This window comes from Paenibacillus amylolyticus, assembly GCF_003719335.1.
Taxonomy (GTDB): domain Bacteria; phylum Bacillota; class Bacilli; order Paenibacillales; family Paenibacillaceae; genus Paenibacillus; species Paenibacillus amylolyticus_D.
In genome coordinates, this window is the sequence record NZ_RIAS01000001.1 from 637876 (window position 1) to 653533 (window position 15658).

Consider the following 15658-nt stretch of genomic DNA (forward strand, 5'->3'; position numbering starts at 1 on the left):
TGTTTAGCTCATTACCCAGATGCCGCCAGCCCATACGGAAAGAACCGTGATAAACGTTTGATAGACAACATCCATAATCAAATTGCCGATACTGTCCCCATCTGCCTTGCGATTTTTGATCATGACATAAGTATGTGACCACAGACCACTCAAACCATATATGTACATCGTAACCAATACACCGACCCAGAAGTTCCCTTGAAACCAGATTGCCATAATGCCCATAACGCCAAGTCCGACTTGCGAGAATCCATATTTGACCTGAAACGGTCCTCCTGGCCAACCTAGCATTTTGGCTGTCTGTTCTGCTCTAGCAATGTTAACCACGTAACCAATAACACCTACAAGTCCAAATGTAACCACAAACTGATGAAGCAATAACACTCTGCTAATCTCGCTCATTTCGCCAGGGAAACCGAGCATCCAAAGATGAATCGTTCCTGAAATAAGCCCAAATAACCATAGAACCAAAAACCACATCGCTGTTTCACTCCTGCCAATTTGTTATTTTGGAATCATTTGTAACTAAATGAATTAATTTGTAGATAACCACATTATATAATTGCTTTTACATTTGTCAATTCGTACATAATTTTCTATTTTGTCGAAGGTTTTTACATTTTTCTTCTCTTATACGCAATGAATCTATCATACCTAGTTCTATTTAACTTGAAATTATCGGGACTTAAATACCATTTTTACACATAATAAACCAATAAATGTTTCTTTTTTAACACTCCAAAAGAACCACCACTCATTTATTTCAACCTCAAAAAAATTTTAATAACCATTGGTTGATTCTTTTTACCCATATATTCAGATTACTTTAGTCATCTTTAAAAATAATAAAAATTGACAACACTTATTCATGTAACTATTATAGTTACATAGATATACACTTTCGTTTCACACATCCACAGCCACTCCTTGGAAGTGGTATTGCCTTAATACCCCATAGGTGCGCTGTACATACACGATTGTTCAATAGTGACAATGAAGCTGCTAACGATGCAAATGTTGCAAACCACATTTTAGGAGGAAACAAAATGAAATTGTTAGTTACAGGCGCTACAGGTAAACTTGGTTCACTGGTTGTTGACGCGTTGTTGAAGACAAACACTGCAACAGACTTGGCTGTTAGTGTGCGTTCACCTGAAAAAGCAGAAGCATTGCGCTCCCAAGGTGTAGACGTTCGTCAAGGGGATTTCGATCAGCCGGAAACGCTGGAGAAAGCCTTCGCTGGTGTAGATCGGTTACTACTGATCTCCACAGACGGTGATAACGAAACACGTATCCGTCAGCACCAGACTGCTGTTCAAGCTGCCAAAAAAGCAGGTGTCGGTTATATCGCTTATACAAGTGTAGTCAACGCCGAGCATAACCCGCTATCCCTTGCTGAGGTACACCGCAAGACAGAACAAGCAATTCGTGAGTCCGGCATCCCTTATACGTTCCTGCGTAACAATTGGTACCTTGAAAATGAAGCTGGCAGTGTACAAGCCGCAACACATGGTGCTCCTTGGGTACATGCAACGAATGATAGCCAGGTTGGCTGGGCTACTCGACTTGATTATGCTGAAGCAGCTGCTACTGTACTTGCAGGCGAAGGACATGAGAATAAGGTCTATGAATTGTCTGGTAAACTGCGCACACAAGCTGAGCTTGCTGCCATTGCTGGTGAAGTGTTAGAGCAGGAGATTAACGTACAAAATGTCGACGATGCGGCTTATGCGGACATCATGAAAGGTGCAGGTTTGCCTGACTTTGTTGTATCCATGCTGGTTGAAATGCAAAGCGCGATTCGCCAGGGCGCACTGGCTGTCGAGAGCGATGCACTGGAAACATTGCTTGGACGTCCGGCTCAACCGTTAAGCGAAGGTTTTAAAGCCATTTTAGGTAAATAAATTCGTCATGTTGCCATCGCATTAACATACAGGATATAGAAAAAGGGTTGTTCCATACGTCAACAGATGACGGGGAACGGCCCTTTTCGTGTATATTATGAATAGATTCGAACAAACCTTACACATGATTGCTTTCACTAATCCATTAATCTTGCTCAATATAGCGCACAGGGATCACATCAGCCAGCCAAATACTCTCGTTGCCATGGTAAAAAAGAATACCTTCACGTGCGGCCTGCCCGGCCTGAATGCGCAGAATGACAGGCTGATCATCTCGCCTTTGTCCAACTTGACGTGCCGTATCCATATCAGCCGATAGATGCACATACTGCCGTTGCCGTGGTTGCAAACCGTGCTCCATGATGGAGGACACAGCATGTACGGGTGTACCGTGATACAACAATTCGGGAGGTTGTGTAGCTATTTTGGATATTTTTTGCGGTGTGGAATGACCATAAAGTGCACGAATTCGTCCAGCATTGATCTCGTGCCTTTTTTTCTCCGAAACTGCAATCATATGTTCCAGGTCATTTTCTGTTACATTCCGCCACCCCGGGCTTTCGTGCAAAGCGACGAGCAGTTGTGACATCTCTACCCATCCCTCTTCATCCAGCTCAAGCTCGTATTCCCATGGTGCATGTCTCAATGCATAGGAAAGCTCTTTACTTAATTTCATGTAGTCGATGTCTCTCACCTTCTCTCATCTATCCTTGTTGCTGAACTGCCGCCATAATCTCCTGAATGTTACGAGCAAGAGCTTCGTGATCCTCCTGTGTAAACTGGATATGTCCATTAATACCGCGATGAATAATCGTATTCATCACTGGATGAGCCTCTTCATTGGATGCAACACGAATCAGGTCGTCAGCAAAATCAACCGCCTGCTGTTCACTGTAGTTGAATGGCTTGGTCAACATTCGGATGCTCAGTGCATGAGCCTGGGGTTCGGCCAAACGGTCACGATGAGTAATGCTGTATACCGCACCAAAACCAAAAGCGGCAAGCACTTGACGTTGCAGTTCCGTCGTTTCTGCGAGTGGTGTGCCAATCAGTTCGCAGACCTGATCCACCATCTGTTCCAGTTCATGGGCTGCCGCGCCCAAAATAACATCATTCTTATCATCCGTGTTCATAAAATCATTCATATTCACATTCTCCGTTCTGTGCTTTATTCCATGTTGGGGACGGCAGGTGTTTGAAAGCTTCCTGATGAATGCCCGCATGATTCATTGCTTTCCGCAAACGGGTCGCCACTTCCATAAAATAAACATCGGGCAACCGGTCACCAGCGAGCTGTTTCAGTTGATCGTCATTTTCCAGATCGCGATATAATGCACGCAGATCTTCTACTAGTATTTTCTTCATATCTTCCGTTGTAATCCAATGCGACATGCTGCATTCGTTTACAAGCGTCTGCAGCGTTTCATCCACAGCCTGCCTGTCATACAACATGTGCGATACTAAATATTGCAAATCATAGAGATCCTTGAATCTGGGCCTCACAATCGTCTGATGCAGCTTCCAAGCCACTTGAGTGGAGAGCGGTACAGTCCACGGTACTACAAAAGACTCTCCCCGTAACGGCTGATAGTTTAACGGGACAGGCTCCGCATCCAGCTTCAGGTTGAATGAAACGTCGAGAAAAAGCTCGTCCTCATACCGATTCCCTTCACTGGATTCACTCTGAATGGCATAAGCAATATCCGTATTCACTGTCGGAAAGTCCTCGTCCATTGCATAGTCAATCTCACGCCAGAAAGGATTCTCCCGAAAGCTGCGAAAATGAATCCCGTCGTTCAGATCAAGTTCAGTCACCTGAATCATCCAATCCGTAAAAATCTGCTTGGCCTGATCCGCGTGTTCAATCGTACCTTTATACAAAAAATCAATATCCTCTACATGTCGCAAACTTTGGTTCTCCAAATATTGTCTCGTTAACAGGCTGCCTTTCAAAATAAAAGATGAATTGACTAGCGTAGCCCGTTTCAATAGAGCTTCCAATACAACAATCAGTCTCTCTTCTTCATTGAAGCGATGCATCGGTATCTCATTCCCGTTCCCCGTCACAATTCTTCCCCCATTCTTCATCTTAAACGGATCAGGCAGATTCAATCAGATCCAGCCCCGATCCAATTCTTCCCGACTATCATATATACACAGTTCATATTGTTGTTTGAGAAGTTCTATCTGGTTAGATTGCAAAATGGTATGAATCTCTTCCACACTGTCATAAAAGTGATCCGCATGTTCATATTCTCGCACAGTCACAAACCTTATACTGCCATCCTTATGGAGCGAATTACGGGAGATATGTCCCTCTGTCCCCGCAAATATATGCTTCAGCCTATTCACATCTTCGACTTGAACCTTACCATGCCACTCAAAATAAGGTCTGGACTGAGGCACCATCGGTTGTTTAAAAAACCGTTCCTCCCTGGCCGGTATCTCCACTTTGATCCGTACCACAGTAAACCCGTTATTCCTAAACGTTATTGAAATCTCTTCAATGACACGCTGTACATCCTGAAAATACTCGCTATGGACAATGCCCGTAATCATCGGTTGATGGATGTGCTCTCCCTGATCAAGTTCGATCAGGACCGGTTTTACGTTCTCTTCGTCACAGACACGGATAAAAGTTTGCGTTTCTTGCGGGCTCAGGTCACTTAGGGTAACATGAAATTCAAACTCCATTTGTTATAACCCTCTTTCCTCCAACGTGCTTATGCTAAATTAAATTAAATCTACCTTTATTATAGTAAAACCCAAAATAGTAAAAAAACCAAATCTTCTCTGCAGATAGAGTCGATTTGGTCTCATTTAAACACCACAGCTACATACGCAGCACAGTCTTGCTCCACTTTCATTGAAACTCACCACGGTCAGGCCGTCTCATGCTGCTTCTTCGGCTCTGACTCATAGACCTGGGTGTGCTCATTTTTCTCATGCATCCACTCCATCATACCTGGTTTGCGAACCTTCCACACCAAGGCCTGAATGCGAAGCGATCTTCTCACCCAAAACAGAGAGGTACAGCGCTTCTCCGAACGCACCATAAGTCCCCAATGAATTACTCGGGCAAGCCACGGATTGACATATTCATTGTGCTTGCGCACGGATGGCAATTCATCTTGGAATAAACGTTGCTTCACATCCATGGGCGGCTGACCACAAGTCCAGTAATGAAGCAAGGCGGACAGACTATAGATATCTGACATCGGTCCCTGAACCGCTTTCTCGGAATAAAATTCAAGCGGCGAATACCCTTTAGAGGTGAAAATCGCCTGTTTTGCTCCGGTCTGCATCGGCCAGCGCACAGCTGCACCAAAGTCCAGCAATTTGGGCGATCCATCCTCCATCACCATGACATTGGAAGGTTTGACATCCCGGTGGAGAATGCCTTGTTTATGAATATAATCCAGCGTATCCACCAGCGGCAGCAGCGTATCGGTAATAAACTCGGGCTGCAATGCATGGTTACGTTCCTGTAAATAATCGGTCAAGATCATGCCGGTACAATATTCTGTGATCAGATATCCCGTATCATTGGCCTCGAAATGATCCACATATGTAATAATGTGAGGATGGTTAAGAGATGACAACAACTCACCCTCCTGAAGAAATGCAGATAACAGTTCATGGAATTGCCCGCCATATCCTCGGGATGCACAATATACACTGCGCTTATCCGTCTGACGTGCAGCAATCCGATGGGGGAAAAATTCCTTTATAGCGACTTTCGCACCTGTATGCCGATTCCGCCCAACATACACAATCGCTAATTCACTGTTAGTTAATACCTGTCTTACCTGATATGTATCATTCAAAATGACATTGCGTTGCAAAGCCATATTCCAGTTATTTTTTCTCATCCCAAACCTCTTTTCAACCTTGTCGATCGGAAGACTTGCTATATAAGTTGAACTAAAGATTTTACACAGTCCTCTCCGTTAACGTGTAAAAGAGATGTTCAACTTATATAGATGACTGTGTAATTGATCCTTAAACACTTCGCAAAATGAATCAAACCAGTTATCAGTTCATCGCTAACCATCTTTATAAACCATACACCACTGTTTGAAACATTTTTTTCGCGGAAAGTGCAAATTCGTTCAAGCTTCCGTTTTCTATATAAAAGATGTAAGCACTCTTCTATACATAGTATCGACAAAAGGGGCAGTTTCGTTAATTTGTTCGTAAAAATACGAACTGCCCCATGTTCCTATGCTAAGCATTGATGTCATCGTTTTTTATTAACTATTTGATCTTCGAAATACGATGCTTCTAATAGTGCTTATTTAAAAATTGCTGAATCTCCTCATTCATCTCTCTTAGTACATCCTCAGAAGGGAAGTGACCTGTATCATATTTGATCGCCTGTACATTCGGAATAATTTTCTGAGCACGGTCAATACACTTATCCCCTGGGAAAAAGACATCCTTCTCCCCCACTAGAAGTAATGTAGGCGAGGTATAATTTTCAAGTTCTTCTCGCTCTGCGAGTTTGGGCAGATCCTGCTCCAGGCTGACATATTTGAATATTTTGCCGATCAAGTTTTTATCCGCTTCCTTCATACAATGGCATGACAGGTTATCCGTAATCTTTTGCAAAGAAGCTGGCGAAGAAGTCATACGATACTTAACGAGTGGAAGTGTAATATCATGAGCGGTTTTCATTCTGGAGTTGACAGCAAGACCCGCGGGAGCTACCAGTACTGAGCACGCAATACGTTCCGGAATATAAGTAGCTAATCTCAGAATGATGCCGCCGCCAAATGAAGGACCAATGAACGCACTTTGTTCAATATCGTAATGATCCAGCAGATCGGATACCCACATCGCCAAGCTGTCAAAACGAGCTGAAATGCTCGTTTCCTCGCTGTACCCGGGATGGCCAATCGTATCCGGCGCAATAATCCGATAGGATTGAAATAAGGAAGAGAACCAGGACAGGGTCATCGGATTCACACAATTGCCACCCTGAAGAATAAATAACGGCTTACCATCTTCCGGCCCAGTCAGCAACACATGTGTTTTCCCAAAACGTGTCTCCACATACTCTCTTGTAAATCCTTCACCCAGCTCACTCAAATAAATTTCGTATTCTTCCAGAATACTGCTCTTGCCTTCTTCACTTTTATAAATGGAACTCATGTCTGCCTCCTGCAATGTGTACTCATCTCACCTATTCCAGTGATCAAAATCCGGATATTCCCGGCCCAAAAAGATAAAGAGGGCCTGTGAAAAATGACAGGCTCCTCCATATGTGCGACTTATCATATGCTGATGATTATAGAATGGAAATTGGAAATTGTAAATATCGTTTCTAATAGACGAGCTTATCTTTTTTAAACTCAAGTGGAAGTATCACTTCCGACCGTAATCTGCCTTGATCTCGCCCCACTGTTTTGTCTGCCATTTGAGCACTTTATTGGTGTACGTATTCGTGCGAAGCCACTGCTCCGCCCGGTCAATCATTAACCAGATTTCTTCCGTTGAGTTGTCACGTGGCAGTGTTGTCGCAACTTTTTTTTGTTTCAGCCATTTCATCGCATTGACCGAATCGGTGTAGACCGTTTTGTTACTACCTTCTTTTTTGAGATATGCCAGCGCATGCACAATCGCCAGAAATTCCCCCAAATTATTGGTGCCTTTTGATATCGGCCCGACGGAAAAAAGCACCTCACCTGTGCGAGTATCCACACCTTTGTATTCTACTGGTCCTGGGTTGCCTCGTGTGCCTACATCAACAGAGATGCTATCATAGTCTATCTCCTCGGATGTCTCCATCCCGGCACTTCGCCCGCTACTACCGGGTCTCGACTTGGAAGCGCCACCTGCGCTTGAACCCCAGTTCCCCTTCCAGCCAGCACGATAAGCCGCTTCGGCAGCTTCCTTGGACTCATATGATTTATATTTGGCTCCGGCATATTGATCTGTCTGTGCTTTGCACGCCGCCCAAGTATCATATACGCCGGGTTGCTTCCCTTCCCATACCACGTAATATTTCTGCTTTGCCATGCGTAACCGCTCCTTTGTTTACTGCATCAATACCCTATTGTAAACGAAGAAGTGGTTAAAATGAAAGTTTGTTATGGGCCTCAGCGTCAGAACAGAGTATAACCAGAACGAATGAAGTGGGTATACTCCCTCTCATTCCAGAACATTCTAATAAACAGAGTACACACACCGGAAGAGAAAGGATGTTGTGCATGGATTGGATCTGGAAATCCGTCTTACTTGTTCTCATTGGTATGATCCTGCTGCGAATCGCAGGTCGCAAATCGATCTCTCAAATGAGTGTTGCAACAACCGTTATTATGATCTCCATTGGAACAACGATTGTACAGCCGATTGCCAACCATGAATTAGGGAAAGCGATTGGCTCCGCAGCCGTGTTTATTGTAACATTGCTCATCGTAGAGCAACTACAAATGAAATTTAACTTTTTTGAACAGATAATGAGCGGACGCTCCAAGGTCGTTGTGGAGGATGGTAAAGTCATCATTCCGAATCTGAAACGAATGCGGTATACGATGGATCAGCTAGAGATGCATTTAAGACAGGCAGGAATTAATAGTATAGAGGATTTGCAGACAGCCACGGTCGAACCTAACGGGCAACTCGGATATGTCCTGAAACGTCACGCTCGTCCAGTGACCGTTAGCGATCTGGAAGAGATTTTGCGTAATTACACCATTACAACTAAACCTGATACGGTTCAACAGCAAAAGATCAGTAAAAGCCAACCCACAAAGACGAGTACGAATTCGACTGACATTTTCGAAGAGGTCATCAAGGGAGACCACACTCACCCCATTAATCCCAAACTTCAATAAATACACTGCTTGCTTTATAAAAAAAGCGATAATAGATCACACCCTGGTAAGCCATATCTCTATCGCTCAAACCAGGGCGGCCTATATCAATTTGAATGAGTCACTTGACATTAGTTTGATATCAAATTATATTACAAATATGAAAACAAGAGATGCTGTTTCACTTATATCCAAAATTAAAGAGAAAACCAGTCGTTTTATTTTGACCGAAATGGCGGCACAGGGCATTCACGATCTCGCTACATCTCATGGAGATATCATCTACGCACTTTACAATCATCAGCGGTTGACCATGGCGGAGATTGCAAAGAACATTCGCAAAGATAAATCGACGGTAACCGCACTTGTGGATAAATTGGTGCGAACCGGATACGTCGCCAAAGAGCGAGATGCAACTGATTCACGCATCCTCCATGTAGCTTTAACACCCAAAGGCGAAGCATTACAACCGATTTTCGAGAATATTTCACAGCGATTGCTGGACACCTTCTATACGGGCGTTACAGACGATGAGAAAAATGAACTGCTTCGCATTCTGATCAAAATACACGATAACTTTTAATTTTTTTTGGATTAATAGTTTTATATCAAACTAAATTCCCGAGGAGGATTTATATGATAGATTACACACAATATTTACCTGAACATGAGGTAGAGCGAATCGGTAAACATGAACTTCACGTTGAAGTTTACAAGCCAAATCAAGGATCAGGCACGACAACGATGAGCACTCATCCTCCGCTGTTATTGGTTCACGGGGCATACACAGGCAGCTGGATGTGGAGTAAGTATATCCCCCACTTTGTAGAGCATGGATGGACTTGTTATGCAATGAATCTCAGAAGCCACTATAGAAGCCGGGTGATGGACATGACTCAAATATCGGTGGAGAATTATTTGGAGGACATTCGTGAGGTACTGTCTCTGCTTGATGAACCTTTTATAGTGGTGGGCTTCAGCATGGGAGGCATACTCAGCCAAAAGATTGCGGAAACCGCTGACCTGGCAGGTTTAATTATCATCGACACCAGTATCAGCAGAGAAGTTCATGATGCCCTCCCTTACCCCTTGGTGGATCGAATAGAACCAGGAATAATCATGCCCGCACCTTTACGCGAGGAGAACGAAACGATCGATGAAACCTCAGAGGATATCGCTTTTCAACGCCACTATCTGCAAATGGAATCGGCAAAAGCATTTCGAACCTTTTCAGCCCTCTGTGGAGCAAAAGGGCTTTCCATCGATGGGAGTCTGATTACTTGTCCCAGTCTCGTGATTAAAGCTGTGTTGTCTGAGGACGAGGATCAAAGAGGGCAATTAACCGCGAAGCAACTAGGGTCCAGTTATGCCGGGCTTTGGGATACAACACATACAGGTCTGCTTGTGGGTCAGCGATATAAAGAAGCCGTAGATGTGATTCTGGAGTGGCTTGATTCCAATTATTCAGATAAAAAAACGGGATGAGAGAAAAGAGCAACCTCCTTGGAGATTGCTCTTTCTTTTTCTCGTTCCTTACTTCAATAATTCTTAAATTCTTTATGTCCTTAGTTCTTTAGTTCTTATTCTCCATCGGTTTATCTGCTTTAAATAAAAGGTACATTTCCCCTTACTGCTTCGCTCTTTTCTTGATCATATAAATAACTGAGACGATCAGGAACCACACGGGTGTTACAAACAACGCCACTCTTGTATCGTCTGCGAGCGCCAATACAATGACCACAAAGGTCAGAAACACCAGAATGAATATATTGGAAAAAGGATAGAGCGGCAGTCTGAACCGACTTTGACGTGCCAGGTCAGGCTGAGTGCGCTTATATCGCAGATGACAGATCACCATGATTCCCCAGACAAATATAAAACATACCGTTGACACACTGGTAACCAGTGTGAAAACCCCTTCGGGCATGATGTAGTTCAGCACAATCGCGATAAAGATCACAACGGTGGAGAAAAAAAGCGCATTGGCTGGAACCTTTCTATTGTTAACACGCGCAAAGGATTCGGGTGCATTTCGGTCTTTGGCCATGGAATATACCATACGGCTTGTACTGAAAATCGCACTGTTACATGCAGATGCCGCCGATGTCAGCACGACAAAATTAACCACTCCGGCTGCTGCCGCAATACCTACCGCTGCAAATACCTGTACAAACGGGCTTTCCGTTGGCACAATCGCATTCCATGGATAGATGCTCATAATAATCAACAAAGCACCCACATAGAAAAGCAATACCCGAATAGGAATCTGATTAATGGCTTTGGGAATGACTTTTTCCGGATTTTCCGTCTCCCCTGCGGTCAACCCCACCAGTTCCATGCCTACAAACGCAAACACGACCATCTGAAATGAGATGATGAAACCATGCATTCCATTCGGAAACCAGCCCCCGTGGCTCCAGAGGTTAGTAAAGCTTGCAGCACCCTGATCCGTTGTAAAACCTGTAAAGATCATATACAAACCAACCACGATAAGTGCCAGTATAGCGATGACTTTAATCAAGGCAAACCAAAACTCCATCTCCCCAAACAGCTTGACCGTAGCCAAATTCATCCCTAGCAAAATCACCAAGGCAATCAGTCCCGGCATCCATTGTGGTACGTTCGGAAACCAGAACTGCGTGTATAAACCAACAGCAGTAATATCCGCCATCGCGATGGATATCCAGCAGAACCAATACGTCCACCCCGTAATAAACGCCGCCATATTTCCCAGGTAATCACGCACGAAATCCACAAAGGAGTGGTACTGCAGATTGCTCAGCAACAACTCTCCAAGTGCTCTCATAATGAGGAATAATACGACACCTGTAATGATATATGCGAGCAGGATCGATGGGCCGGTGAGTTGAATCGTTTTGCCCGCTCCGAGAAACAACCCTGTTCCGATCGCCCCTCCAATCGCCATTAGCTGCACATGCCTGTTCTTTAATCCTCTTGTCAACGTTTCTTCCTGCATGGTACACCACCACTCTCTTTCTGCGCATGCTCTCTGTGATGCAAAAATAATATACCATCTAATATATAATAATCTTCGCTGAATACCTATCATTACTTTTTGATTATTTTATCATGAAGCAGATTTCAAAACGTGTATGACCACAATTCGCATCGGAGCCAATAGAATGTAAACAAGCTGCCGCCTGTTTGATACAGACAGCAGCTTTGAAGTCCTAACATTTTTTAGTTTCTTGCGGGAATTAATCCCCTCCCTCGTACCATAGCTCCAGCGGCAAACCAACCAGAGATTTGCCAATCCACTCTCTGGCGATGTTGTTGGAGGGACCCATGGCGATGCCTGCACGTGCATCACGGAAGAGGCGTTCAAACACGCCTTTTTTATAACCATAACCTCCGGTAACATCCAGCGCTGCTTTGGTCGCTTTATTAGCAACTTCTGCAGCATGAATTTTGAATTCAACCAGCGCCAGGAACAGCTCGACTTGCGGTCTGCCCTGTGCCTGAAGTTCGTCCAGCTGCCTCGCAAGAGATAACTGCCATGGCTTCAAGCTGGAGATCAGCACCTTCACCTCAGCCAACTGCTGGCGGATGATCTGGTAATCAGCCAAACGCTTGTTAAAGTCCCGATGAACCATACCCTTCACATACTCGGATGCAGCCTCAAGAGCTGCCTCGGCAACTCCAAGCCAGGTGGAGCCCAGGCCAATCAGATATACGGGGGATACACCACTTTCCAGAATTTCGCGTCCCTGTCCCTCCGTACCGAGCTTATCCCTAGCAGCAATCCGGACGCCCTCGTACGTGATCGGGCCACTATGGTTTCCTCGAACACCAAGTGCATCCCATATCCCCGAAGTAATGCCTTCCAGTTGCCCATCGACAAGGAAAAAGCTCACATCTGTTGGAGTTTGTGCTCCTGGCGTGCGGGTCTGGGTTACATAAAAATCAGCTTGTCCCGAACTTGTCGTGAACGACTTTTCGGCATTCAGAATGTAATCATCTCCGTCTCGGGAAGCCTCGCTGAAATTAAACCACCAGTGACCTCCCGAAGCGCGCTCGCTAGTAGAGTACGTACCAATGGCCCCATTGCGTACCGGCTTTAGCCAGCGCTCCTTCTGATCCTCATTTCCGTAGAGGGCTATCGTCTGAACGGCTCCAACATGCATGACATACACCAGTGAAGTCGAAGGGCATCCCTTGGCAATTTCTTCTGCCGCAATCGCAAAGGCAACATGATCCAGGCCGCGTCCGTCGAAGCGCTCGGGAATCAGCACGCCATTCCACCCGGTCTCGGCAAGCGCGGACAGATTCTCACGCGGGAACCGACCCTCACGGTCGATCAGTTCCGCACGTGGTTTAATGACTTCGTCGACAATGCCCCGGATTTCAGCTCTCAATTGCTCATAGTCAGGCTGGGTGTGAATCGTCTTTGCTTGAATACTCATATGTCATCTCTCCTCTAATTAAAATAGGGATTATCCCTCAATAACACGAATACAGATGTACCCATCCATTCCATCTATTAAAATCAATGTTCTGCTCAGGTAGCTGTAACCCGGCTTAGCGCAGCCTCCTTCTCTTTAACCAGCGGGATGACCTTCTCACCGAAAGCCTGAATATCCTCATCGTAATGAAGAAAGCCGATCAGAACGAGGTCTACTCCAATCTTTTTCAACGCAATGATGCGGTCTGCCACCTGCTCGGGAGTACCAATCAAGCCTGTTTTGAACCCGTCATTATATTGCACCAGGTCGTCAAAATTGGAATTCGACCACATTCCCTCCTGTTCAGGGGAGGCTTTGCCTGCAAATTGAACCTGACTGCGAAAACCCTCCACGGCCTCAGGATCAGCATATCGAATAATCTGACGAAGTACCTCCACTGCTTCTTCTTCCGTATCCCGCACGATGGCAAATGCATTGACTCCGAATCGCAGCTTGCGATTATAGGACGCCGCCCGCTCGGTCACATCCTCAATCTGGGAACGGAAACCATCAATGGTATTCCCGTTCATGAAATACCAATCCGAGACTCGTGCAGCCATGTCGCGTGCAGCCGCCGAATTTCCTCCCTGAAACACAGGGGGAACTGCAACCGGTTTGGGTTTGTGTGGCGCTTCATGAATACGGTAAAAGTCACCCTGGTGATTGGCTTTGTCTTGCGTCCACAACTCCTTCAGCACACGAATAAACTCTTCGGAGCGACGATATCGCTCGTTATGGTCCAGCCACGGTTCTCCGAATCCATGAAATTCACCCTTGAACCAGCCGCTGACAATATTTACGGCAACCCGTCCTTGGCTGATATGGTCAATCGTCGTAATCGCTTTTGCTACTGGACCGGGATGCCATAATCCTGGCAATATGGCCGCTATCAGTTTCAAGCGATCTGTAACTACCGCGAGTGCAGAGGCAAGAGCAATGGCTTCCAGTTGATTTTCAGCCCCGTAGCTGGCCATAAATCTGGTTTGCAATAACGCATAATCAAAGCCCGCCTCTTCTGCGATTCTGGCATACCTCGCGTTATCCTCGAATGACCAGCCTGTTTTTTGCGGGATGCTGGAGATAACCAAACCCCCACTTACATTAGGAACCCAATACGCAAATTGCATGGACATCTTAAATCACCTCTTCAATGGAATGAATTATAGTCAAGGGCCAGGACCCTCTCTACCGGAGATAAATGCAACAAAAAAAGACATCTTCAACCTTATACATGTGAAGTGCCTTTAGTTCGTCTAATCGGCCAGAAAATATGATGTTTTCAATGAAGATAACGCAAAAAGCAGACGGCATCATTTGGAAGCTGCAGGCGTTTTTACCACATGATCAGGAAGGGTATTATTGGCGATCATCTCACCAAAAGGACTGATAAATGAACGTTCACCGTTGTTCCCATACTGTGCATAATTCAGCTTTGGGAACAACAGCTCGGCAGTACGGTAGGCTTCTTCCAGATGCGGGTACCCCGACATAATGAAGGTTTCAATACCCAATGCCTCGTACTCCCTCATTCTCTCTGCAACCTGGTCGGGATCGCCTACAAGCGCTGTACCGGCACCGCCTCTGACCAGTCCAATGCCTGCCCACAGATTCGGGCTGATTTCCAGATTGGAACGATCCCCGTTATGCAGTCTGGCCATTCGCTGTTGACCGACGGAATCCATACGAGCATAGATCTTCTGGGCTGAAGCAATGGTTTCTTCATCCAGATGAGCGATCAGGTCATTCGCGGCCTGCCAGGCCTCTTCTGCGGTTGGACGAACGATGACATGAAGCCGGATGCCAAAGCGCAAACTTCTTCCCTTTTTGGCAGCAAGCTCTCGCATTCGGTTGATCTTGGCCTCTACCTGATCTGGTGGCTCACCCCAAGTCAGGTATACATCCACATGCTCTGATGCCACCTCCATGGCAGCATCAGAGGAGCCTCCAAAATAAAGCGGAGGATAAGGCTTCTGAATGGTCGGATACAGAACCGCTCCGCCGTGGACCTTTAAATATTTGCCGTCAAAATTGACTTCTTCGCCAGCCAGTTCCTTGCGCCATATCGTTAGAAATTCATCTGTTAATTCGTAGCGCTCATCATGACCCAGGAATACCCCGTCTCCCTCAAGCTCAATCGGGTCACCTCCGGCTACGACATTGATCAGCAATCTCCCTTTGGAAAATCGGTCCAATGTGCTCGCCATTCGTGCCGCCGTGGTAGGCAGCATCAGCCCTGGACGGGCAGCGACCAGAAATTTCAGCTTGTCCGTTACCGATACCAGCGAGGAAGCAACAATCCAGGCGTCTTCACATGATTTTCCCGTAGGCAGCAACACTCCGGCAAACCCAAGCTCATCGGCAGCTTGTGCTACCTGCTTGCAATAGTGGTAGGTCACTGCCCTGGCGCCTTCTCGGGTGCCCAGAAATCTTCCGTCCCCATGTGTCGGGATAAACCAAAACAATTCCATTTTTT

The 15658-nt window shown here is 45.6% G+C and carries 16 protein-coding genes; 4 read left to right on the forward strand and 12 right to left on the reverse strand.

Annotated features, from left to right (window positions below; all coding sequences use genetic code 11):
- Positions 1-3 precede the first annotated feature (3 nt).
- Complete coding sequence (locus tag EC604_RS02825) at positions 4-480, reverse strand: DUF6790 family protein (protein ID WP_240036616.1); 477 nt, start codon at positions 478-480, stop codon at positions 4-6.
- A gap of 566 nt (positions 481-1046) precedes the next feature.
- On the opposite strand from EC604_RS02825, the gene EC604_RS02830 reads away from it, so the two are divergent.
- A complete protein-coding gene (locus EC604_RS02830) occupies positions 1047-1904 on the forward strand; it encodes an SDR family oxidoreductase (RefSeq protein WP_123062641.1) in 858 nt (285 codons plus the stop codon).
- 145 nt (positions 1905-2049) lie between these two features.
- Here EC604_RS02830 and EC604_RS02835 read toward each other — a convergent pair whose 3' ends face one another.
- The 7 genes from EC604_RS02835 to rnhA form a co-directional block, all read right to left on the reverse strand.
- Positions 2050-2589, reverse strand: coding sequence for an RNA 2'-phosphotransferase (locus EC604_RS02835; protein ID WP_123062870.1), 540 nt, complete (start codon positions 2587-2589; stop codon positions 2050-2052).
- 19 nt (positions 2590-2608) lie between these two features.
- Positions 2609-3049: an Imm48 family immunity protein gene (gene imm48, locus EC604_RS02840; RefSeq protein WP_123062642.1), complete on the reverse strand. Its 441-nt coding sequence runs from the start codon at positions 3047-3049 to the stop codon at positions 2609-2611.
- On the reverse strand, positions 3042-3992 hold the full coding sequence (locus EC604_RS02845) for a nucleotidyl transferase AbiEii/AbiGii toxin family protein (protein WP_240036617.1): 951 nt from the start codon (positions 3990-3992) through the stop codon (positions 3042-3044). The genes imm48 and EC604_RS02845 overlap by 8 nt, the downstream gene beginning before the upstream one ends.
- A gap of 24 nt (positions 3993-4016) precedes the next feature.
- A complete protein-coding gene (locus EC604_RS02850; protein ID WP_123062643.1) occupies positions 4017-4598 on the reverse strand; it encodes a hypothetical protein in 582 nt (193 codons plus the stop codon).
- 188 nt (positions 4599-4786) lie between these two features.
- Positions 4787-5776 carry a serine/threonine protein kinase gene (locus tag EC604_RS02855; RefSeq protein ID WP_123062644.1) on the reverse strand — a complete coding sequence of 330 codons (990 nt, stop codon included), beginning with the start codon at positions 5774-5776 and terminating at the stop codon, positions 4787-4789.
- Between the two features lie 412 nt (positions 5777-6188).
- Complete coding sequence (locus EC604_RS02860) at positions 6189-7058, reverse strand: alpha/beta fold hydrolase (protein ID WP_123062645.1); 870 nt, start codon at positions 7056-7058, stop codon at positions 6189-6191.
- A gap of 213 nt (positions 7059-7271) precedes the next feature.
- The gene (rnhA, locus tag EC604_RS02865; protein ID WP_123062646.1) at positions 7272-7925 is read right to left on the reverse strand and encodes a ribonuclease H; all 654 of its coding nucleotides are present in this window, start codon (positions 7923-7925) and stop codon (positions 7272-7274) included.
- Positions 7926-8116: 191 nt separating this feature from the next.
- Between rnhA and EC604_RS02870 the strand changes: the two genes are divergently transcribed.
- From EC604_RS02870 to EC604_RS02880, 3 genes are all read left to right on the forward strand, one after another.
- A complete protein-coding gene (locus EC604_RS02870; RefSeq protein ID WP_240036618.1) occupies positions 8117-8743 on the forward strand; it encodes a DUF421 domain-containing protein in 627 nt (208 codons plus the stop codon).
- Positions 8744-8882: 139 nt separating this feature from the next.
- Complete coding sequence (locus tag EC604_RS02875; RefSeq protein WP_123062873.1) at positions 8883-9305, forward strand: MarR family winged helix-turn-helix transcriptional regulator; 423 nt, start codon at positions 8883-8885, stop codon at positions 9303-9305.
- Between the two features lie 53 nt (positions 9306-9358).
- On the forward strand, positions 9359-10207 hold the full coding sequence (locus EC604_RS02880) for an alpha/beta fold hydrolase (RefSeq protein WP_123062647.1): 849 nt from the start codon (positions 9359-9361) through the stop codon (positions 10205-10207).
- A 142-nt stretch (positions 10208-10349) separates the two neighbouring features.
- Here the strand turns inward: EC604_RS02880 and EC604_RS02885 are convergent, their stop codons facing one another.
- The 4 genes from EC604_RS02885 to ssuD form a co-directional block, all read right to left on the reverse strand.
- On the reverse strand, positions 10350-11699 hold the full coding sequence (locus tag EC604_RS02885; RefSeq protein ID WP_123062648.1) for an amino acid permease: 1350 nt from the start codon (positions 11697-11699) through the stop codon (positions 10350-10352).
- A 241-nt stretch (positions 11700-11940) separates the two neighbouring features.
- Positions 11941-13146 carry an acyl-CoA dehydrogenase family protein gene (locus tag EC604_RS02890; RefSeq protein ID WP_123062649.1) on the reverse strand — a complete coding sequence of 402 codons (1206 nt, stop codon included), beginning with the start codon at positions 13144-13146 and terminating at the stop codon, positions 11941-11943.
- Positions 13147-13241: 95 nt separating this feature from the next.
- A complete protein-coding gene (sfnG, locus tag EC604_RS02895) occupies positions 13242-14318 on the reverse strand; it encodes a dimethylsulfone monooxygenase SfnG (RefSeq protein ID WP_123062650.1) in 1077 nt (358 codons plus the stop codon).
- Positions 14319-14495: 177 nt separating this feature from the next.
- Entirely contained in the window at positions 14496-15653 is a 1158-nt protein-coding gene (gene ssuD / locus EC604_RS02900; RefSeq protein ID WP_123062651.1) for an FMNH2-dependent alkanesulfonate monooxygenase, read from the reverse strand.
- Positions 15654-15658: the final 5 nt, after the last annotated feature.